This is a genomic window from Streptomyces sp. NPDC055632 (assembly GCF_053618675.1).
This window is the reverse complement of record NZ_JBSHHY010000002.1, coordinates 153,325-171,576: the sequence shown is the minus strand read 5'-3', so window position 1 is coordinate 171,576 and position 18,252 is coordinate 153,325. Positions and strand designations below refer to the sequence as shown.

At 72.4% G+C, this 18,252-nt stretch carries 17 protein-coding genes; 8 read left to right on the top strand and 9 right to left on the bottom strand.

All coding sequences use genetic code 11. The annotated features are described in order from the left end of the window. Nucleotides 1–9: 9 nt before the first annotated feature. Nucleotides 10–1,722 (top strand): sensor histidine kinase, encoded by a 1,713-nt coding sequence (locus ACWGSR_RS03350; protein ID WP_453563235.1) that lies wholly within the window; start codon nt 10–12, stop codon nt 1,720–1,722. 231 nt (nt 1,723–1,953) lie between these two features. Here the strand turns inward: ACWGSR_RS03350 and ACWGSR_RS03345 are convergent, their stop codons facing one another. Next, nucleotides 1,954–2,844 carry a Cof-type HAD-IIB family hydrolase gene (locus ACWGSR_RS03345; protein WP_376230967.1) on the bottom strand — a complete coding sequence of 297 codons (891 nt, stop codon included), beginning with the start codon at nt 2,842–2,844 and terminating at the stop codon, nt 1,954–1,956. A gap of 322 nt (nt 2,845–3,166) precedes the next feature. On the opposite strand from ACWGSR_RS03345, the gene ACWGSR_RS03340 reads away from it, so the two are divergent. Next, entirely contained in the window at nt 3,167–3,436 is a 270-nt protein-coding gene (locus ACWGSR_RS03340) for a hypothetical protein (RefSeq protein ID WP_453563234.1), read from the top strand. A gap of 48 nt (nt 3,437–3,484) precedes the next feature. Here ACWGSR_RS03340 and ACWGSR_RS03335 read toward each other — a convergent pair whose 3' ends face one another. The 6 genes from ACWGSR_RS03335 to ACWGSR_RS03310 all read right to left on the bottom strand — a co-directional run bounded on the left by ACWGSR_RS03335 (nt 3,485) and on the right by ACWGSR_RS03310 (nt 9,805). Then, nucleotides 3,485–4,381, bottom strand: a complete 897-nt coding sequence (locus tag ACWGSR_RS03335; protein ID WP_376230969.1) for an LLM class flavin-dependent oxidoreductase — start codon at nt 4,379–4,381, stop codon at nt 3,485–3,487. Between the two features lie 10 nt (nt 4,382–4,391). Next, a complete protein-coding gene (locus tag ACWGSR_RS03330; protein ID WP_453563232.1) occupies nt 4,392–5,264 on the bottom strand; it encodes a DUF72 domain-containing protein in 873 nt (290 codons plus the stop codon). 138 nt (nt 5,265–5,402) lie between these two features. Further along, a complete protein-coding gene (locus ACWGSR_RS03325) occupies nt 5,403–5,945 on the bottom strand; it encodes an RNA 2'-phosphotransferase (protein WP_376231079.1) in 543 nt (180 codons plus the stop codon). A 177-nt stretch (nt 5,946–6,122) separates the two neighbouring features. After that, a complete protein-coding gene (locus tag ACWGSR_RS03320; RefSeq protein ID WP_453563231.1) occupies nt 6,123–7,052 on the bottom strand; it encodes a MerR family transcriptional regulator in 930 nt (309 codons plus the stop codon). 117 nt (nt 7,053–7,169) lie between these two features. Beyond that, a complete protein-coding gene (locus tag ACWGSR_RS03315; protein ID WP_376230972.1) occupies nt 7,170–8,960 on the bottom strand; it encodes an SDR family oxidoreductase in 1,791 nt (596 codons plus the stop codon). Beyond that, complete coding sequence (locus ACWGSR_RS03310; RefSeq protein ID WP_376230973.1) at nt 8,960–9,805, bottom strand: M24 family metallopeptidase; 846 nt, start codon at nt 9,803–9,805, stop codon at nt 8,960–8,962. Before ACWGSR_RS03310 ends, ACWGSR_RS03315 begins: the two co-directional genes overlap by 1 nt. Nucleotides 9,806–10,146: 341 nt before the next feature. Here ACWGSR_RS03310 and ACWGSR_RS03305 point away from each other — a divergent pair, with 341 nt between their 5' ends. Genes ACWGSR_RS03305 through ACWGSR_RS03290 form a run of 4 tightly spaced genes read left to right on the top strand, consistent with a single transcriptional unit; the run spans nt 10,147 to nt 13,671 of the window. Then, nucleotides 10,147–11,121: an ABC transporter ATP-binding protein gene (locus tag ACWGSR_RS03305; protein ID WP_376231080.1), complete on the top strand. Its 975-nt coding sequence runs from the start codon at nt 10,147–10,149 to the stop codon at nt 11,119–11,121. Beyond that, the gene (locus ACWGSR_RS03300) at nt 11,118–12,029 is read left to right on the top strand and encodes an ABC transporter permease (protein ID WP_453563230.1); all 912 of its coding nucleotides are present in this window, start codon (nt 11,118–11,120) and stop codon (nt 12,027–12,029) included. Before ACWGSR_RS03305 ends, ACWGSR_RS03300 begins: the two co-directional genes overlap by 4 nt. Continuing rightward, entirely contained in the window at nt 12,026–12,937 is a 912-nt protein-coding gene (locus ACWGSR_RS03295; RefSeq protein WP_376230975.1) for an ABC transporter ATP-binding protein, read from the top strand. Before ACWGSR_RS03300 ends, ACWGSR_RS03295 begins: the two co-directional genes overlap by 4 nt. A 14-nt stretch (nt 12,938–12,951) precedes the next feature. Further along, complete coding sequence (locus tag ACWGSR_RS03290; protein WP_366373157.1) at nt 12,952–13,671, top strand: ABC transporter permease; 720 nt, start codon at nt 12,952–12,954, stop codon at nt 13,669–13,671. Between the two features lie 178 nt (nt 13,672–13,849). Here ACWGSR_RS03290 and ACWGSR_RS03285 read toward each other — a convergent pair whose 3' ends face one another. Together ACWGSR_RS03285 and ACWGSR_RS03280 are read right to left on the bottom strand one after the other, a co-directional pair. Beyond that, nucleotides 13,850–15,091, bottom strand: coding sequence for a CynX/NimT family MFS transporter (locus ACWGSR_RS03285; RefSeq protein WP_453563228.1), 1,242 nt, complete (start codon nt 15,089–15,091; stop codon nt 13,850–13,852). A 137-nt stretch (nt 15,092–15,228) separates the two neighbouring features. Continuing rightward, nucleotides 15,229–15,909, bottom strand: a complete 681-nt coding sequence (locus ACWGSR_RS03280) for a FadR/GntR family transcriptional regulator (RefSeq protein ID WP_366373155.1) — start codon at nt 15,907–15,909, stop codon at nt 15,229–15,231. A 123-nt stretch (nt 15,910–16,032) separates the two neighbouring features. On the opposite strand from ACWGSR_RS03280, the gene lpdA reads away from it, so the two are divergent. Both lpdA and ACWGSR_RS03270 read left to right on the top strand, forming a co-directional pair. Continuing rightward, nucleotides 16,033–17,436 carry a dihydrolipoyl dehydrogenase gene (lpdA, locus tag ACWGSR_RS03275; protein ID WP_453563226.1) on the top strand — a complete coding sequence of 468 codons (1,404 nt, stop codon included), beginning with the start codon at nt 16,033–16,035 and terminating at the stop codon, nt 17,434–17,436. A gap of 129 nt (nt 17,437–17,565) precedes the next feature. Further along, a complete protein-coding gene (locus ACWGSR_RS03270; RefSeq protein ID WP_376230978.1) occupies nt 17,566–18,171 on the top strand; it encodes a rhomboid-like protein in 606 nt (201 codons plus the stop codon). The last annotated feature ends 81 nt before the right edge of the window (nt 18,172–18,252 follow it).

Genomic DNA, 18,252 nt, shown 5'->3' with positions numbered 1-18,252 from the left:
GCTCAAGCCATGACCGCCACCGAGTCCGGCCCCCCGGACCCCCTGGAAGCCGCCACCCGGGCCACCCGCAGCCTCCAGGGGCTCTCCACGGAGCTCACCGCCCGCGTACCGCAGCTCCTGGAGGCCATGCGCTCGGTCGGCACCGGGCTCGAACTCCACTCCACCCTCGACCGCATCTGCGAGACCGCCGCCGAACTCGCCGACGCCCGGTACGCGGCGATCGGCGTCGTCGACGACGAGGGCGACGGCCTCTCCGACTTCGTCACCTTCGGCGTCGACGAGGACACGGCCCGCCGGATCGGGCGCCGCCCCGACGGCCACGCGGGACTGCTCGGCGCGCTGATCCGCGATCCGCAGACCATCCGCCTCGCCGACCTCTCGAAGGATCCGCGCGCGGCGGGCTTCCCGCCGGGGCACCCGCCGATGGGGTCCTTCCTCGGCGTCCCCATCCGGGTCCAGGGCGAGATCTTCGGCAATCTGTACCTCGCGGAGAAGCGCGGCGGGGACGGGTTCAACGACTACGACGTGCACATGGTCCGGGTGCTCGCCACCGAGGCGGGCATCGCCATCGGCAACGCCCGTCTGTACGAGGCGGCCCGGCAGCGCGAGCGGTGGATCGACGGCTCGGTCGCCGTCACCACCGCCCTGCTCTCCGGCGGCGACGCCGACGACGCCCTCACGGTCGTCGCCGAGCAGGCCCGCCGGCTCGCCGAGGCGGACGCCGGCATCGTGCTGCTCCCCGCCGAGGAGGGCGGTCTGGAGGTCGTCGCCATCTCCTCGCCCCGGTCCACGAAGTGGCTGGGCGTGGTGATCCCGCCCGAGAGCGACGTGGTGGAGCTGCTCTTCGAGGGCGAGGCGGTCTTCGTCCCGGACGCCTCCTCGGACCCGCGCATGACCAGCCCGATGACCTCGGGCTACGGGCCGAGCATGATCCTTCCGCTGCAGAGCGGCGGCCGGGTGCTCGGGGCGCTCGCGATGCCGCGCGCACGGGACGGTCGTCCCTTCACGGAGATGGAGCGGACGCTCGCCACCCAGTTCGCCTCGCAGGCGGCGCTCGCCCTGATGATGGCCGACGCGCAGCGGGACCGGGAGCGCCTCGCCGTGTACGAGGACCGTGACCGGATCGCCCGTGACCTGCACGATCTGGTCATCCAGCGGCTCTTCGCCACCGGCATGATGCTGGAGAGCGCCCAGCGCAGATCGATCGTGCCGGCGGTGCGCGAGGGCGTGGGCAAGGCCGTGGACGAGCTGGACGTGACCATCCAGGAGATCCGTACGGCGATCTTCGCGCTCCAGCAGGGACCCGCCGAGGCCCCGTCGGGGCTGCGCACCCGCGTCCTGCGGGAGATCAACATGGCGGCCGTGCCGCTCGGCTTCAAGCCCGCGCACCGCTTCCTCGGCGCGCTCGACTCGACGGTCGGCGAGCTCACCGGCAAGAACCTCGTCGCCGCGCTGCGCGAGGCGCTGTCCAACGCGTTCCGGCACGCCGACGCGAGCCGGATCGAGGTCGTGGTCGACGCCGGCGTCACCCTGCCCGACGGCTCCGCCGGGGTGCGCCTGTCGGTCGCCGACGACGGCGTCGGCATCCCGGCGGGCGGGCGGCGCAGCGGCCTGCGGAACCTGGCGCGCCGGGCGGAGTCCCTGGGCGGCGCGAGCTGGTGCGGGCCGGGGCTCGGGGAGGACGGCGGGGGGACGACGGTCGTGTGGGAGGCACCGCTGTAGGGCCGGTCGGTCGTGACCGGTGCGGGGGCGCGACCAGGTCCCGGTCCCGGGGAGGCCCTGTGCGTCGAGCACCGCGGTTCACTCGACCCGGTCCGCCGGGTGCCACGGTCCACTCGACCCCGGTCCGCCGGGTACTACGGCTCACTCGATCCGGTCTGCCGAGTGCCACGGCTCACTCGATCCGGTCCGCTGGGCACCGCGGCCCGCTCGATCCGGTCCGCCGGACGGGTCCTAGTGCGGGCCCGCGCTTCCGGTGAGGGCCTCGGCGACGAGCTGCTCGATGACGACGGCCACGCCGTCCTCGTTGTTGCCGGTCGTGAGGCCGGAGGCGGCGGTGATCACGTCGGGGTGGGCATTGCCCATCGCGTACGAGCGGCCCGCCCAGGTGAGCATCTCGATGTCGTTCGGCATGTCGCCGAAGGCGACGACCTCCTCGGCCGTGATGCCGCGCTCGGCACAGCACAGGGCGAGCGTGGAGGCCTTGGAGACGCCGAGCCCGCTGATCTCGATGAGGGCGGTCGGGCTGGACCGGGTGAAGGCGGCCCGGTCGCCCGCGGTCGCCCTGGCCACCGCGAGGAACGCGTCGGGGTCCAGCTCCGGGTGCTGGGCGAGTAGCTTGAGCACGGGGGCCGCGGCGCCGGCCTCCTCCTCGAAGAGGAGCTTCTCGGCGGTGGCGACGGTGGCGCCGGGGTCGAGGAAGAAGGGCGGGTAGTGCGGCTCGTAGTGGATGCCGGTGGTGAGCTCCACGGCGAAGGAGGTCCCGGGCGCGGCGGCGCGCAGGGCCTCGACGACGTCGAGGGCGACCGGCCGCTCCAGCGGGCGGATCTCCAGGAAGGTGCCTCCGGAGTGGAGGTCGACGACGGCGGCGCCGTTGGCGCAGATCGCCATGCCGTGCCCGTGGACGTGCTCGCTGACGACGTCCATCCAGCGGGCCGGGCGGCCGGTGACGAAGAAGACCTCGATCCCTGCCCGCTCGGCCGCGGCGAGGGCGGCGACCGTGCGCTCGGAGACGGTCTTGTCGTCGCGGAGCAGCGTGCCGTCGAGGTCGGTGGCGATCAGCCGGGGCGCCGGGACGGAAGGACGCGGAGACCGCGGGGAGCGCGGAGAACGGGGAGAGTTCACCGTCCCATTCTTCCGTACGACGCGCACGGGCGTGCGGGGAGCCGCACATATGAGTGGGAGAAAGGGGGGTGGAGGGCTGGATTCGAGCCGTCGGAGCGGTTTTCCGGCCACGGTGACTCGCGACGGGCCCCGTCCTCCCCTCTCCACTTCCTCTCGCCAGGGGGAAGGGCCCCGGCCCCCGTCGCCCGCGCGCCCGCCCGGATCACCGGTCCGCAGCCGTGCCGCATCCGGCTCGTTCCGACATGGCCGTAAACATCCGTTCGTTTTCACGAGTGGCGGGGAAGACTCCGGAGGGCTGACGGCGTCTCTGAGGGGCGGGGGCATGGTCGCGGGACGGCGGAGCGAGGAGTGCGACTTCTGCGGCGCTCCCTACGGGTCGTGGGTCGCGAGCCTGGGCATGGCCCTCTGCTCCGCGTGCGAGCGGACCGGAGCGGACCGGCCCGCGCGCGAGCCGGTCCTGGTGGGCGACATCCTGGCGGGCCTGGCCGATGCCCTGGAACCACCCGACGGCATGGCCCTGCCCGCCCTGGCCCTCACCAAGCTCCCGGCCCTGCCCACCCAGAAGCGTCGCCCCACCCGGCGGGAGGCCTGACCGCGGGCCCCGATCGGGGGCGACCGACGGACACGGGGGCGCCGTGCGTCACCCCAGCCGGGACAGGGCCTCCGTGGCGATGGACTCGAAGACGGCCTGGTCGGCGGCGAAGTCGGAGTCCGGAATCGGCCAGTGGACCACGATCTCGGTGAAGCCGAGCTCGCGGTGGCGTCCGGCGAAGTCCACGAAGGCCTCCACGGACTCCAGCGGTCGGTTGCGGTCCGGGGTGAAGCCGGTGAGCAGGATCTTGCCGAGTTCGGCGACGTCCCGCCCGGACTCGGCGCAGGCCTTGCCGAGCCGGTCGATCTGGCCGCGCAGCGCCGCCACCGACTGCTCCGGGGTCCCCTCCTCGTACAGCTTCGGGTCACCGGTCGTCACCCACGCCTGCCCGTACCGTGCGGCCAGCCGCATCCCGCGCGGCCCGGTCGCGGCCACCGCGAACGGCAGCCGGGGCCGCTGGACACAGCCCGGTACGTTCCGCGCCTCGTCCGCCGCGTAGAACGTGCCCCGCTCCGTCACCGCGTCCTCGGTGAGCAGCCGGTCGAGCAGCGCCACGAACTCCCCGAACCGGTCCGCCCGCTCCTTCGGCGTCCACGCCTCCTGCCCGAGCGCGGTGGCGTCGAAGCCGTTGCCGCCCGCGCCGATGCCGAGCGTGATCCGCCCGTCGGAGACGTCGTCCAGGGTGATCAGGTCCTTGGCGAGCGTCACCGGGTGCCGGAAGTTCGGCGAGGTGACGAGCGTGCCGAGCCGGAGCCGCTCGGTGACCGCCGCGGCGGCGGAGAGCGTGGGCACCGCGCCGAACCACGGCCCGTCCCGGAAGGTCCGCCAGGAGAGGTGGTCGTAGGTGTACGCGGTGTGGAAGCCGAGTTCCTCGGCGCGCCGCCACTTGGCGCGGCCTCCCTCGTGCCAGCGGTCGATCGGCAGGATCACAGTGCTCAGTCGCATGGGGACGACCCTACGAGAGGCCGAGCAGCTGTCGCATCGACTCCGCCGCGCGGACGGCCGCGTCGCCGCAGCAGTTGTTGAAGAGGACGTGGACCTCCCGCGCCCGCTCGGACATCTCGCGGACGCGCGGGACCCACTCCGAGAGTTCCCCGGGCGTGTAGTCGTGGCGGAACCTCTCCTCCTTGGTGCCGGTGCCCCACGCGGTGTTGCGGCCGTGGAAGCGCACCAGGGCGAGGTCCCGGGAGGTGACCCGCACGACCGGAGGCACGGAGGCGGGCAGCGTCTGCGTCATGTCCACGGCCACGGCGGCCGCGTCCAGCTCCGTCAGGAGGGCGGCCGTCGCGTCGGCGTTCTCCCCGTGCCACCAGCCGGGGTTCCGGAACTCCACGGCCACCGGCCATCCGGCGGCGCGCTCGCGGCACCGGCGCAGGAACTCCACCGCCGGCCCTCCCGGTACGAGCCGGTGCGGGAACTGGAACAGCAGCGTTCCCAGGCGCCCGGCCCCGCGCAGCGGTTCGAGGGCGGCGGCGTACCGGTCCCACACCTCGTCGAGCAGCCCGGGGTCGACGCCGTCCCGTCCCCGTTGCCGCGCGAAGGCCGGTCGGAGGTCGGCGGGCAGTGCCTCCGGCCGGGTCGGGTGCCCGGTGAGCAGCGAGAACGCCTTCACGTCGAAGCGGAAGCCCTCGGGGGTGCGCTCGGCCCACAGCCGGCTGTTGCGGGTGCTGGGCAGTCCGTAGTACGTGGAGTCGACCTCCACCACCGGGAATCGGGTGGTGTAGTACCGCAGCCTGCCCTCCGCGTCACGCTGCCCCGTGGGATACCAGCCGCCGGCCACCAGCGCCTTGTCCGTCCACGAGCAGGTTCCGACCCGGATCTCTCCCATCCCGCCAGTGTTCCCCGGGACCCGTGGCGGATTCGTCCGGCACGCGGGGGTTTCCGCGCGCCCGGAGGCGTTGTCCTCCGGACACGTGGACCTTCAGTCGCGTGGGTCCGGTCGCGCCGCTCTTCGGAGGCATCGGGGTCAGGACGGGAGGCGGAGGAACTCCGGCGGGACGGCGTCGGTCAGCCAGACTCCGTTGGCGCTGACGTGGAAGACGTGTCCGGCCCGGTGCATGGCTCCGGCGTCGACGCTCAGGACGACCGGCCGCCCCCGGCGGGCGCCGACCCGGGTCGCGGTCTCCCGGTCGGGGGAGAGGTGCACGTGGTGGCGTGCCATGGGCCGCAGCCCCTCCGCCCGGATCGCGGGAAGCCGGTCCGCGACCGTGCCGTGGTAGAGGTACGCGGGCGGTTCGGCGGCCGGCAGGTCCAGGTCCACCCGCACGGTGTGGCCCTGGCTGGCGCGGATGCGGGCGCCCTCGATCGCGAAGCGCTTCTTGTCGTTGGTCGCGACGACGTGGTCGAGCTCTTCGCGGGTGATCGGGAAGCCGTGCTCGGCGGTGGCCCGGAGCAGCGCGTCGATCTCGGTCCAGCCCTGTGCGTCGAGGACGAGACCGATGCGCTCGGGCTGGTGGCGCAGGTGCTTGGAGAGGTACTTGGAGACCTTCACCGTACGGCGTTCGTCCATGGGTGGTCGTGGGGTCATCCGGTCAGGATGCCGAAGCCGGTACCGCCCCGGCCAATGATTTCCGATGATTTTCGCAGGCAGGTTTGATCCACAGCCAAGCCGAGTTATCCACAGGAGAGTTGATCTTTCTGTGGACAACGAGCACTTCATTTCAAGTCAATTGGGCGTTTTGTTGGGCTATGTCTTCTCGTGATGGCTTGCGGTAAGGGCGTCCAACGTCCTCTTGTGGAGCTCCCGTTCCGTCGCCGCCGCGACGAAGGCCGCGACCCCCTCCGCCCCGACCAGGCCCTGTACGGCCCGGACCGTCCCGGCGGGCAGCGCCACCGGGCGCGGCTCGTCGTCCTGCGCGGGCGGCGTCTCCGGAGAGAGATGGATCTGGAGGTGACGGGTGGCGAACAGGCGCATGGCACGCGCCAGTTCGGCATCCACCGTCTGCTGGGCGAGCGGCCTGAGCCGTCGCACCATCGCCGCGGCCTCGGCCGCGTCCGCGTCCGTCGGCGGCCGGTGCTCCAGATAGCGGGCGAAGACGTACTCGGTCGTGAACTCCAGGAACCGGGAGGCGATGTGCTCGACCTGCCCCCGCAGCTCCTTCAGGTGCCCGGTGATCGCCGACAACGGCACCCCGGCCGCGTACAGCTCGGCCGCCACCGCCAGCTCCTGGGGGCTCGGTACGAGGTACTCCTCCGTCTCCCGGTCCGGGATCCGCTCCAGCACGCCGAGCTCCACGGCCTCCCGGACGGCCTCCTCGTCCGGTGTGCCGCCGAAGCGGGCGTCCAGCTCCGCGCGCGATATTCGGGCCGCCTCCTCGTCCGTCCACGGCCCGTGGACCTCTGCGACCAGGCCGAGCACCCCGCCGAGCCCCCGGCCGGTGTCCCACGCCTCCAGGAGCTCCTTGATCGAGGCCAGGGTGTAGCCCCGGTCGAGGAGGTCGGCGATCCGTTGGAGCCGCGCGAGGTGCGCGTCCCCGTAGACGTTCGCCCGGCCCCGCCGCTCCGGACGGGGCAGCAGGCCGCGGTCCTGGTAGGCACGGATCGTCCGGACCGTGGCCCCGCTGAGACGGGCGAGATCCTCGATCCGGTACTCCGGCTGTGCTGACTGCTCGGACAAACCCGCTCCCACCGCCCGCTTCCACCACCCCGCCGCCGCGGGGCCCGTCCTGCGAGGGATCGTACGACCGCCGCTCCCCGCCCTGCGCCGCGCCCGCTCCCGTCCCCCGTCGGCCCCCTACGCCGGCGGCTGCCACCGCGCGAGGGCCCGCAGCGCACCCGGGCTCAGCCGGGAGAGGAAGCGGGCGCCCCGGGCCTCGGGGGTCACCGGCACGACGGCCCGGTCGTGCAGGACGGCCCCCAGGATCGCGTCCGCGACCTTCTCCGGCGGATAGTTCCGCAGCCCGTACAGCCGGGACGCCTTCTTCTGCCGCCGCTTCTCCTCCGCCGCGTCCGACACCCCGGCGAACCGCGTGGTCGCGGTGATGTTGGTGTTGACGATGCCGGGGCATATCGCGGACACCCCGATGCCCTGGTCGGCCAGCTCCGCGCGCAGGCACTCGCTGAGCATCAGCACCGCCGCCTTCGAGGTGCTGTACGCGGGCAGGGCCCGGGAGGGCTGGAAGGCCGCGGCGGAGGCGGTGTTCACGATGTGGCCGCCCTGGCCCCGCGCGACCATCCGCGCCCCGAAGTGCCGGCACCCGTGGATCACACCCCACAGGTTGACGTCCAGGACGCGCCCCCACTCCTCGCTCGACGTCTCGAAGAAGGAGCCGGCGAGCCCGATGCCCGCGTTGTTGACCAGGACGTCGACGACCCCGTACTCGTCCTCCACCTTGGCGGCCAGCTTCTCCACCGCCTGCTCGTCGGAGACGTCGACCACCTCGCCCCAGGCCTCCTGGGCGCCGATCAGCCGCGCCATCTCCGCCGTCCGGGCGGCCCCCTCGGCGTCCCGGTCCACGGCCACGACCCGGGCGCCGGCCTCCGCGAACGCGAAGGCGGTGGCCCGCCCGATGCCGCTGGCCGCCCCGGTCACCAGGACGAGCTGGCCGCCGAACCGCTCCGCGTACTCCGGCCGCACCCCGCTCTTCGCCGCCGCCGCGACCGGCTTCGACGCCCCGGCCGCCGGCTCCTCGTGGGTCCTGACGAACTCGGCGATCCAGGAGGACAGCTGGTCCGGCCGGGTGCGCGGCACCCAGTGCTTGGCGGGCAGGGTGCGCCGGGTCAGCTCCGGCACCCAGGTGCCCAGGTCGTCGTAGAGCCGGTCGGAGAGGAAGGCGTCGCCGGTCGGCACGATCAGCTGCACGGGCGCGTGCGCGTACGCGTCGGGGCGCGGCCGGGAGAGCCGGGCCCGGACGTTGTCCCGGTAGAGCCAGGCCCCGTGCGCCGCGTCGTTCGGCAGCGAGGACGTCGGGTAGTCGCCGGCCGGGACCTTCTCGACCCGCTCCAGGATCCCCGGCCAGCGCTTGCCGAGCGGGCCGCGCCAGGCCAGCTCCGGCAGCACCGGGGTGTGCAGCATGTACACGTACCAGGACTTGGCGCCCTGGCCGAGGAGCTGCCCGATCCGGCGCGGGGTGGGCCGGGTCATCCGGCGCTTGATCCAGTGCCCGAAGTGGTCGAGGGAGGGCCCCGACATCGAGGTGAAGGAGGCGATCCGGCCCTCGGTGCGCGGCACGGTGACGAACTCCCAGGACTGCACGGAGCCCCAGTCGTGGCCGACGAGGTGGACCGGCCGGTCCGGGCTGACGGCGTCGGCGACCGCGAGGAAGTCGTCCGTCAGCTTCTCCAGGGTGAAACCGCCGCGCAGCGGGGCCGGGGCCGTCGACCGGCCGTGGCCCCGGACGTCGTACAGCACCACGTGGAACTCCTCGGCCAGCCGGAGCGCGACCTCCGACCACACCTCCTTGGAGTCCGGGTAGCCGTGCACGAGCAGGACGGTCGGCCGGCCCGTCTCGCCGAGCTCGGCGACGCACAGCTCGATCCCGCCCGTACGGACCCGGCGCTCCCGGGCTCCCTTGAGCTCCGTCATCAGACCGCTCCCTCGTTCCAGCGCCGCACGTGCGGCAGATCGTCGTCCAGCCAGAACGCGCTCTGCTCGGGGTCCCGGGAGTCGGTGACGACCAGGATCTCCTCGAACTTCGCGCCCGTACCCCGGAATCCGAGGTGCGGCTCGACCGCCCACAGCCCGGGCGTGGGCGGGTGGTCGGAGAACTTGTACGGCGACCAGAGCGGCGACCAGCCGTCCCGGTGCCCGTGCAGGGCGTCGCTCGCCAGGCCCTTGAGGGCCTGGGTGCCGAAGCCGAAGAGCGTCGGCGACCAGCGGCGCTCCCCCACCCGGTCGATCTTGTGGGCGATGACGCCGAAGGGATAGGCCCGGTGCCGGTTCGCGTACCCCTGGCGGACCATGAGCCGGTCCACGTCCTCGTATATCTCGCGCAGCGTGCGGCGCTCGCGCACCTCGCGCAGGATCAGCTCGCGGTGGGCCGCCAGGTCGGCGAGCAGCCTGTCGTGCAGGGGATCGAGCCCGAGACAGCCGCTGTAGCCGATGTCGGCCGTGTATCCCTTGTACACCGGGGCCATGTCGAGGATGAACGGCATCCCCGGCTCCAGGCGCCGGTTCGTCGGGAAGAACTGGAGCGGGATCCTGAAGTCCACGAAGGCCGTGCGGTCCCCGAACCAGGCGAACGGCCGGTGGAACCAGTCCCGGACGCCCCGCTCGTACAGCCACTCCCGCTGCATCCGGGCGGCCTCGCGCTCGGTCACGCCCGGCTTCAGCTGCGCCGCGACGGCTTCCGCGCACTCGTAGGAGAGCCGCTGCACTTCCCTGAACCCCCGCAGCTCCGCCGAGAGTTCACCTGCCACTGCCGTTGCCATGCCATCCGCCGTCCCCTGTGAGCGCCCGGCTGCGCTACGCGTTCGTAACTTGACATCGATGAATGTGACAATGCTCGGCGGCTGAGTCAAGGGGTCGGACGACGGCCTGTGGAAAACTCCGGCGAACGGCCACGGCGAACAGCACCGGAACCGCGCCGGAACCACACGGGAATCGCCGGGGGCGCGGAGGGAATCCCGGAAAGGCCCGATCGGCGGACCGTAGGGAAGGAACGACTTTCGTCGTTCCTTCCCTACGGGCTTGTACTCCTGTAGTCGGACAGAGGTCGAGCCGTTGGTCTGACGACACATGTGGCGCACACCACTACCTTCGTGGTGTGACTGTGATCGCGACCGAAAGCCTCAGCAAGCGGTTCCCCCGGGTGACCGCTCTCGACCGGCTCTCCCTGGACATCGGGCCCGGTGTGACCGGACTGGTGGGTGCCAACGGAGCCGGCAAGTCCACGATGATCAAGATCCTGCTCGGACTCTCCCCCGCCACGGAGGGCCACGCGGAGGTGCTGGGCCTCGACGTCCGCACCTCCGGCGCCCAGATCCGCGAGCGCGTGGGATACATGCCCGAGCACGACTGCCTCCCCCCGGACGTCTCGGCCACCGAGTTCGTCGTCCACATGGCGCGCATGTCCGGACTGCCCGCGACCGCCGCCCGCGAGCGGACGGCCGACACCCTGCGCCACGTCGGCCTGTACGAGGAGCGCTATCGCCCCATCGGCGGGTACTCGACCGGCATGAAGCAGCGGGTGAAGCTCGCCCAGGCGCTGGTCCACGACCCGAAGCTGGTCCTCCTCGACGAGCCGACCAACGGCCTCGACCCGGTGGGCCGGGACGAGATGCTCGGACTGATCCGCCGGATCTGGACCGACTTCGGCATCTCCGTCCTCGTCACCTCCCACCTCCTCGGCGAGCTGGAGCGCACCTGCGACCACGTCGTCGTCATCGACGGCGGACGCCTCCTGCGCTCCAGTTCCACCAGCGACTTCACCCGGATCACCACGACCCTCGCGGTCGAGGTCACCGACTCCGACGCGCAGCCCGACGGCACGGCGGCCCTCCGCACGGCCCTCGCCGCCGCCGGCGTCACCATCCACCCGGGCATGGAGGACGGCCTGCCCGGCGCCGGCCACGTCCTGCTCCTGGAGGCGGCGGGCGAGGAGACGTACGACCTCGTGCGCGACACCGTCGCCGACCTCGGCCTCGGGCTCGTCCGCATGGAGCAGCGCCGCCACCACATCGCCGAGGTCTTCCGCCCGGAGGCCGCCGAGGCGTCCACGCCGCACGAGGAGGTGCCGGCCCGATGAGCACCAGGATCCCCCAGCCCTCCCAGGCCGCTCCCGACACGACCCGGATCCACAACATCGGGTACCGGTCCTACGACGGCCCGCGCCTCGGCCGGGCGTACGCGCGCCGGTCGCTCTTCTCGCAGTCCCTGCGCGGCGCGTACGGACTGGGCCGCAGCGCCAAGTCCAAGGTGCTGCCGATGCTGCTCGCCGGCGTGATGTGCGCCCCGGCGCTGATCATCGTCGCCGTCGCGGTCGCCACCAAGCAGACCAAGCTCTCGATCGAGTACACGCAGTACGCGATCTTCCTCCAGGTCGTCATCGGCATCTTCCTGGCCTCGCAGGCGCCGCAGTCCGTCTCCCGCGACCTCCGGTTCAGGACCGTGCCCCTGTACTTCTCCCGCCCGATCGAGCGCGCGGACTACGTCCTCGCCAAGTACGGGGCGATGGCGTCGGCGCTCTTCATCCTCACGGCCGTCCCGCTGCTGATCATGTGGATCGGCTCGATGCTCGCCAAGATGGACTTCGCCGAGCAGGCCAAGATGTTCGGCCAGGGGATCGTCTCCGTGGCGCTCCTCTCGCTGCTCTTCGGCGGCATCGGCCTCGTCATGGCGGCCCTGACCCCGCGCCGCGGCTTCGGCGTCGCCGCCGTCATCGGCGTCCTGACCATCTCGTACGGCGCGGTCTCGACGCTCATGGGCATCGCCTACGCAACGGAGAACCCGGGTGCCATCGAGTGGCTCGGCCTGTTCTCACCGATCACCCTCATCGACGGCGTGCAGACCGCCTTCCTGGGCGCACCGCCCATGTTCCCCGAGCTCGGAGGCCCGAGCGCCGGTGTCGGCGTGGTCTACCTGCTGGTCGTCCTCGCGCTGATCGCCGGCTCGTACGGCATCCTGATGCGCCGCTACCGAAAGGTCGGGCTGTGACAACGCTCCACATCGACCACGTCTCCCGCTGGTTCGGGAACGTCGTGGCCGTCAACGACGTCACGATGGCGGTGGGGCCCGGCGTCACCGGCCTCCTCGGCCCCAACGGCGCCGGAAAGTCCACCCTGATCAACATGATGGGCGGCTTCCTCGACCCCTCCACCGGCACCGTCACCCTCGACGGGCGGAAGATCTGGGGGAACGAGTCGGTCTACCGCGACATCGGCGTCGTGCCCGAGCGGGAGGCGATGTACGACTTCCTCACCGGCCGCGAGTTCGTCGTGGCCAACGCCGAACTCCAGGGCCTCGGCGCCAAGGAGGCCCAGCAGGCCCTGGCCACGGTCGAGATGGAGTACGCGCAGGACCGCAAGGTCTCCACGTACAGCAAGGGCATGCGGCAGCGCGTGAAGATGGCCTCGGCCCTCGTCCACGACCCGTCGGTGCTCCTGCTCGACGAGCCGTTCAACGGCATGGACCCGCGCCAGCGCATGCAGCTGATGGACCTGCTGCGGCGGATGGGCGCGGCCGGCCGCACGGTCCTTTTCTCCTCGCACATCCTGGAGGAGGTCGAGCAGCTCGCCTCCCACATCGAGGTGATCGTGGCCGGACGGCACGCGGCCTCCGGCGACTTCCGCAAGATCCGCCGCCTCATGACGGACCGGCCGCACCGCTACCTCGTCCGCTCCAGCGACGATCGGGCCCTCGCGGCCGCGCTGATCGCCGACCCGTCCACGGCCGGCATCGAGGTCGACCACGCGGACGGCGGACTGCGCATCCAGGCGGTCGACTTCGGGCGGTTCACGGAACTGCTGCCGAAGGTCGCGCGCGAGCGGGGGATCCGTCTCCTGACGGTCTCGCCCTCGGACGAGTCCCTCGAATCGGTCTTCTCGTACCTCGTAGCGGCCTGAAAGGAGCCCGACCGATGTACAACCCCACAGTCGCCCGGCTCACCTACCGGGCCCTCCTCGGCCGCCGCAGGGCCCTGATCCTCTTCCTGCTGCCCGCCATGCTGCTGGTCATCTCGGCGGCGGTCCGCATGTTCAACGGCGCGGACGACCAGGTCGCGGCCGACGTCCTCGGCGGCTTCGCCCTGGCCACGATGGTCCCGCTGATCGGTGTCATCGCCGGCACGGGCGCGATCGGCCCCGAGATCGACGACGGCTCGATCGTCTACCTGCTGTCCAAGCCGGTGAAGCGGCCCACGATCATCTTCACGAAGCTGATCGTGGCGATCGCGGTGACGATGGTCTTCTCGGCGGTGCCGACGCTGATCGCCGGGTTCATCCTCAACGGCAACGGCCAGCAGGTGGCCGTGGCGTACACGGTGGCGGCGCTCGTGGCCTCCATCGCGTACAGCGCCCTGTTCCTGCTGCTCGGCACGGTCAGCCGGCACGCCGTGGTAATCGGCCTGGTCTACGCCCTGGTGTGGGAGGCCCTCTTCGGCTCCCTGATCGCCGGCGCCCGCACCCTGAGCGTCCAGCAGTGGGCGCTCGCCCTCGCGGAGAAGGTCACCGGCGACGGCCTGGTCACCTCCGAGGTCGGACTCCCCACGGCGGTGGTCCTCCTGGTGGCGGTCACGGTCGCGGCGACCTGGTTCGCCGGCCAGAAGCTCCGCCGACTGACCCTGGCGGGCGAGGAGTAGGCCCGAGGCCGGACACGGAAGCGGTACGGCTCCGAGGGGCGTCGCCCCCGGAGCCGGGAGGCCCGCCCGGAGCCGTACCGCCACTCCTGTCCGTTTTGCCCGGCCGGATCGGCCCGGCCCGGCTCGTCTCGGCCCAGCTCGTCTCGGTCCGGCCGGATCGGCCGGCCCGGCCCGTTCCTCAGACCGTGCGGTTCCGGGCCGCGAGGAGTCCCACGGCCAGGGCCGTCGCGCAGACGCCGAGGACCGCGCAGATCGGCGGGGTCCAGGAGCCGGTGGCCTGGTGGAGGGTGCCGGCGGCCAGCGGGCCCGCGGCGGCGAGCAGGTAGCCGACCGTCTGGGACATCCCCGAGAGTCCGGCCGCGGTCACCGCGTCCCCGGAGCGCAGCACGATCAGGGTCAGGGCGAGCCCGACCGCGCCGCCCTGACCGACGCCGAGGAGCGCCGACCAGAGCCAGGCGCCCTCCACCGGCGCCACCATCAGACCGGCGTAACCGGCCGCGACCAGCGTGGTGACGAGCACGATCAGCGGGCGCTGGCTCCGCATCCGTCCGGCGAGCAGCGGCACCACGAAGGCGCCCGCCACCTGCACCAGGTTGTTGAAGGCGAAGACCACGCCGGCGGTGGAGCGGTCCATCCCGTGGTCGACGAAGATCGTCGGCATCCAGGCGATCAGCACGTACGTCCAGAGGGACTGCAGACCCATGAAGAGGGTGACCTGCCAGGCGAGCGCCGAGCGCCAGACGTTCACCGGGCGGGCGCCGCCGGCCGGGACGGCCCGTACCGCGTGACCCGTACGGCCGCGCGCTATCAGCACCTGGGGGAGCCAGGCGAGCGCCGCCACCGCGGCGAGCAGCGACCAGAAGCCGAGGGAGGCCTCCCAGCCGCCGCCCAGGGCCTTCTCCAGGGGGACGGCCGCCGCTGCGGCCACCGTGGCGCCCGCGATCATCGCGCCCGTGTAGACCGAGGTCATCGCCGCGGCCCGGTCCGGGAAGTCACGCTTGATCAGGCCCGGCATGAGCACGTTGAGCAGGGCGATCGCCGTTCCGACGAGGACCCCGCCGCCGTACAGCGCGTACACGGACGGCAGGACGCGCGCGAGGACACCGGCGCCGAGCAGCAGGAGCGCCGCGAACAGCACGCGTTCGGCGCCGAACCGGCGCCCCAGCCACGGCGCGACCGCCGCGCCCGCGCCCAGGAAGAGCACCGGCACCGAGGTGACGAGCGAACTCGCCGCCGCGGAGAGCCCGAAGGCGGCGGATATCTCGCCGGCCAGGGGCGCCACGCTCGCCAGGGCGGCCCGCATGTTGAGCGAGGCCAGCACGATCCCGACGAGGAGCAGCGCCGGATGCGCGAGCAGGGCGCGCCGGGCCGCCGCCCCCGTCACCGAGGGCCGGACCCCGGCCTCCGCGTCGACGAGCACGGGCGCCGCCGCGCCCGCCTCCGTACCGGACGTGCGGACTCCGGGGGTGCACGCTCCGGACGTACGCGCTCCGGGCGTGCGGGCTCCGGACGGACCGGCTTCGGACGGACCGGCTTCGGACGTACGCGCCCCGGTGCTCATCGGGACCGCTCCGTCAGCGCCGCGACCGTCTCCATCGGCACCCGCAGCAGTTCGCGGGCCTGGCGCTCCGCCGCCTCCGGGTCGCCCGCCTCGACGGCGGCCACCAGGGCCTCGTGGGCGTCGATGTCGACCGGCGGCATCTCCCGGTCGCCGAGCGCCTCCACCAGGACCTCGTGGACCTGGGCGGAGAAGAAGCGGTACACCTCCACGAAGGCCGCGTTGTGGGTCGCGCCGACGACCGCCAGGTGGAAGGCGAGGTCCGCGTCGGCGTCCCGGTCGCCCTCCTCCCGCAGGGTGGTCAGGGCGGCCCGCAGCCGCAGCAGGTCGTGGGTGTCGCGCCGGGCCGCCGCGAGCCGGGCGGCCTCGGCCTCCAGGGCGACCCGCAGTTCGAGCACGTCGGCCGCGCCCGCGTGCCGGACCCCGCGCAGGACGGCCGCCGGGTCCGCGGTGGACCGGACGAAGGTGCCGTTGCCCTGCCGGGACTCCAGGAGACCGGCGTGGACGAGGACCCGGACGGCCTCGCGGACGGTGTTGCGGCCCACGCCGAGCTGCTGCGCGAGTTCGTGTTCGGTGGGGATGCGGTCGCCGACCGCCCACTCCCCGTCCGCGAGCTGACCGCGGAGCTGCTCCACCGCGGAGTCCACCAGCGAGGTCCGCCCCGCCGCTCTGAGTGCCATGCCGTTCCGACCTCTCCGTTCGCCCGGTTGCCCGGTCATCCTATAACTCAGCATCCCGGGGGCACGGAGCTACTGTGGGGCCGTACGCGGACCGCACACCCTCACCACCCTCGGGAGTCAGTCATGTCAGACCGCTTCGACGTCGTCGTACTCGGAGCCGGCCCCGGCGGTTACGTCGCCGCCATCCGCGCCGCCCAGCTGGGCAAGCGGGTCGCGGTCGTCGAGGAGAAGTACTGGGGCGGCGTCTGTCTGAACGTCGGCTGCATCCCCACCAAGGCGCTGCTGCGCAACGCCGAACTCGCCCACATCTTCAACCACGAGGCCAAGACCTTCGGCATCAAGGTCGACGGCACCGTCTCCTTCGACTACACGGAGGCGTTCCGCCGCAGCCGTACGGTCGCGGACGGCCGCGTCAAGGGCGTCCACTACCTGATGAAGAAGAACGGGATCACCGAGTTCGACGGCCGGGGCACCTTCCTCGACGCGAACACCCTCCAGGTGGCCAAGTCCGACGGCACCACGCAGACGATCGCCTTCGACAACTGCATCATCGCCACCGGCGCCACCCCGCGCCTGCTGCCGGGCACCTCCCGCACCGACCGCGTCGTGACGTACGAGGAGCAGATCCTCGCCGAGGACGCCCCGAAGTCGATCGTCATCGCCGGCGCCGGCGCGATCGGCATCGAGTTCGCGTACGTCCTGAACAACTACGGCACCAAGGTCACGATCGTCGAGTTCCTCGACCGCGTCGCCCCGCTGGAGGACGAGGACGTCTCCAAGGAGCTGGCGAAGCAGTACCGCAAGCTCGGCATCGACGTCCTGACCTCGACCCGCGTCGAGACCATCGACGAGTCCGGCCCGCAGGTCCGCGTCACCGTCACCGCCAAGGACGGCTCCCAGAAGGTCCTGGAGGCCGACAAGGTCCTCCAGGCGATCGGCTTCGCCCCGAACGTCACCGGTTACGGCCTGGAGAACACCGGCGTCGCCCTGACCGAGCGCGGCGCGATCGACGTCGACGGCCGCTGCCGCACCTCCGTGCCGCACATCTACGCCATCGGCGACGTCACCGCGAAGCTGATGCTCGCGCACACCGCCGAGGCCATGGGCATCGTCGCCTCCGAGACCATCGCGGACGCCGAGACGATGGAGCTCGACTACCCGATGATCCCGCGCGCCACCTTCTGCCAGCCGCAGATCGCCAGCTTCGGCTGGACCGAGAAGCAGGCGCGCGAGAAGGGCTTCGACGTCAAGGTCGCGAAGTTCCCCTTCACCGCGAACGGCAAGGCGCACGGCCTCGGCGACGCCACCGGCTTCGTCAAGATCGTCGCGGACGCGAAGTACGGCGAGATCATCGGCGCCCATCTGATCGGCCCCGACGTCACCGAGCTGCTGCCCGAGCTGACCCTGGCCCAGCAGTGGGACCTCACGGTCCACGAGGTCGCCCGGAACGTCCACGCGCACCCGACCCTGAGCGAGGCCGTGAAGGAGGCGATCCACGGGGTCGCCGGACACATGATCAATTTCTGAGGCGCCTCCCGGGACCTGACAGGTCCGGGTGATAGGCACTGAGAGGTGCCGAGCGAACGGGCGCCGAACGAGAAGGCGCCGAGCAGGACCCCTCCGGGTGGCGAACCGTCCCGGCCGATCAGGTCGTGGGTGCGTTCGTCACCCGGCACGCACGCGTGGCTGGTGGTCATCGCGCTCACCAGCCTCGTCCTCGCACTCGCCCCCACCGCCGTGCGGGACTACTTCCTCCACGGCAACAGCAGCAACTTGCACCAGCTCGCACACCATCCGGTGCGGGCCCTGATCGGCAGCGCGTTCTGGATCGAGGACCCGGCCGACATCGTGCTGTACGCGGTGCTCTTCGAGCTGCTGCACGCGCCCGTGGAGCGGTGGCTCGGCACCGCGAAGTGGCTCTTCACCGTCGCCGCCGCGCACATCACGGCGACGCTCGTCAGCCAGCAGGTGGTCCTGGCGGCCATCCGCCTCCACGACGTGCCGCGCAGCATGGCGCACGTCGTCGACATCGGGGTCAGCTACGGGCTCGCCGCCTCGGCGGGCGTCCTCGCCCACCGGCTCGCCCGCCCCTGGCGCTGGTTCTACCTCGCGGGCGTGACCGCGTTCTTCGCCGTCCCGCTCGTCACCGACCGCACGTACACCGATCTCGGCCACGTGATCGCCCTGGCCGTCGGCGTCGCCTGCCGTCCGCTGACGCGCGGAAAACCGGTCGCACACGAACAGCGACCCGGCGCACACTAGTCGTACGGGGGACACGGGGGATCTCCCGGAGGAGAGGGGCGGCCGCTTCGAGCGCGCGGACCGAGGTCCGCGCGGGCCGCC

Bases quoted from the DNA above. Each gene is read 5' to 3' on its own strand.
- ACWGSR_RS03280 (WP_366373155.1), bottom strand. From the start codon at position 15,909: ATGGCACTCAGAGCGGCGGGGCGGACCTCGCTGGTGGACTCCGCGGTG.
- ACWGSR_RS03310 (WP_376230973.1), bottom strand. From the start codon at position 9,805: ATGGCAACGGCAGTGGCAGGTGAACTCTCGGCGGAGCTGCGGGGGTTC.
- ACWGSR_RS03300 (WP_453563230.1), top strand. From the start codon at position 11,118: ATGAGCACCAGGATCCCCCAGCCCTCCCAGGCCGCTCCCGACACGACC.
- ACWGSR_RS03330 (WP_453563232.1), bottom strand. From the start codon at position 5,264: ATGGGAGAGATCCGGGTCGGAACCTGCTCGTGGACGGACAAGGCGCTG.
- ACWGSR_RS03350 (WP_453563235.1), top strand. From the start codon at position 10: ATGACCGCCACCGAGTCCGGCCCCCCGGACCCCCTGGAAGCCGCCACC.
- ACWGSR_RS03315 (WP_376230972.1), bottom strand. From the start codon at position 8,960: ATGACGGAGCTCAAGGGAGCCCGGGAGCGCCGGGTCCGTACGGGCGGG.
- lpdA (WP_453563226.1), top strand. From the start codon at position 16,033: ATGTCAGACCGCTTCGACGTCGTCGTACTCGGAGCCGGCCCCGGCGGT.
- ACWGSR_RS03340 (WP_453563234.1), top strand. From the start codon at position 3,167: ATGGTCGCGGGACGGCGGAGCGAGGAGTGCGACTTCTGCGGCGCTCCC.
- ACWGSR_RS03325 (WP_376231079.1), bottom strand. From the start codon at position 5,945: ATGGACGAACGCCGTACGGTGAAGGTCTCCAAGTACCTCTCCAAGCAC.
- ACWGSR_RS03335 (WP_376230969.1), bottom strand. From the start codon at position 4,381: ATGCGACTGAGCACTGTGATCCTGCCGATCGACCGCTGGCACGAGGGA.
- ACWGSR_RS03290 (WP_366373157.1), top strand. From the start codon at position 12,952: ATGTACAACCCCACAGTCGCCCGGCTCACCTACCGGGCCCTCCTCGGC.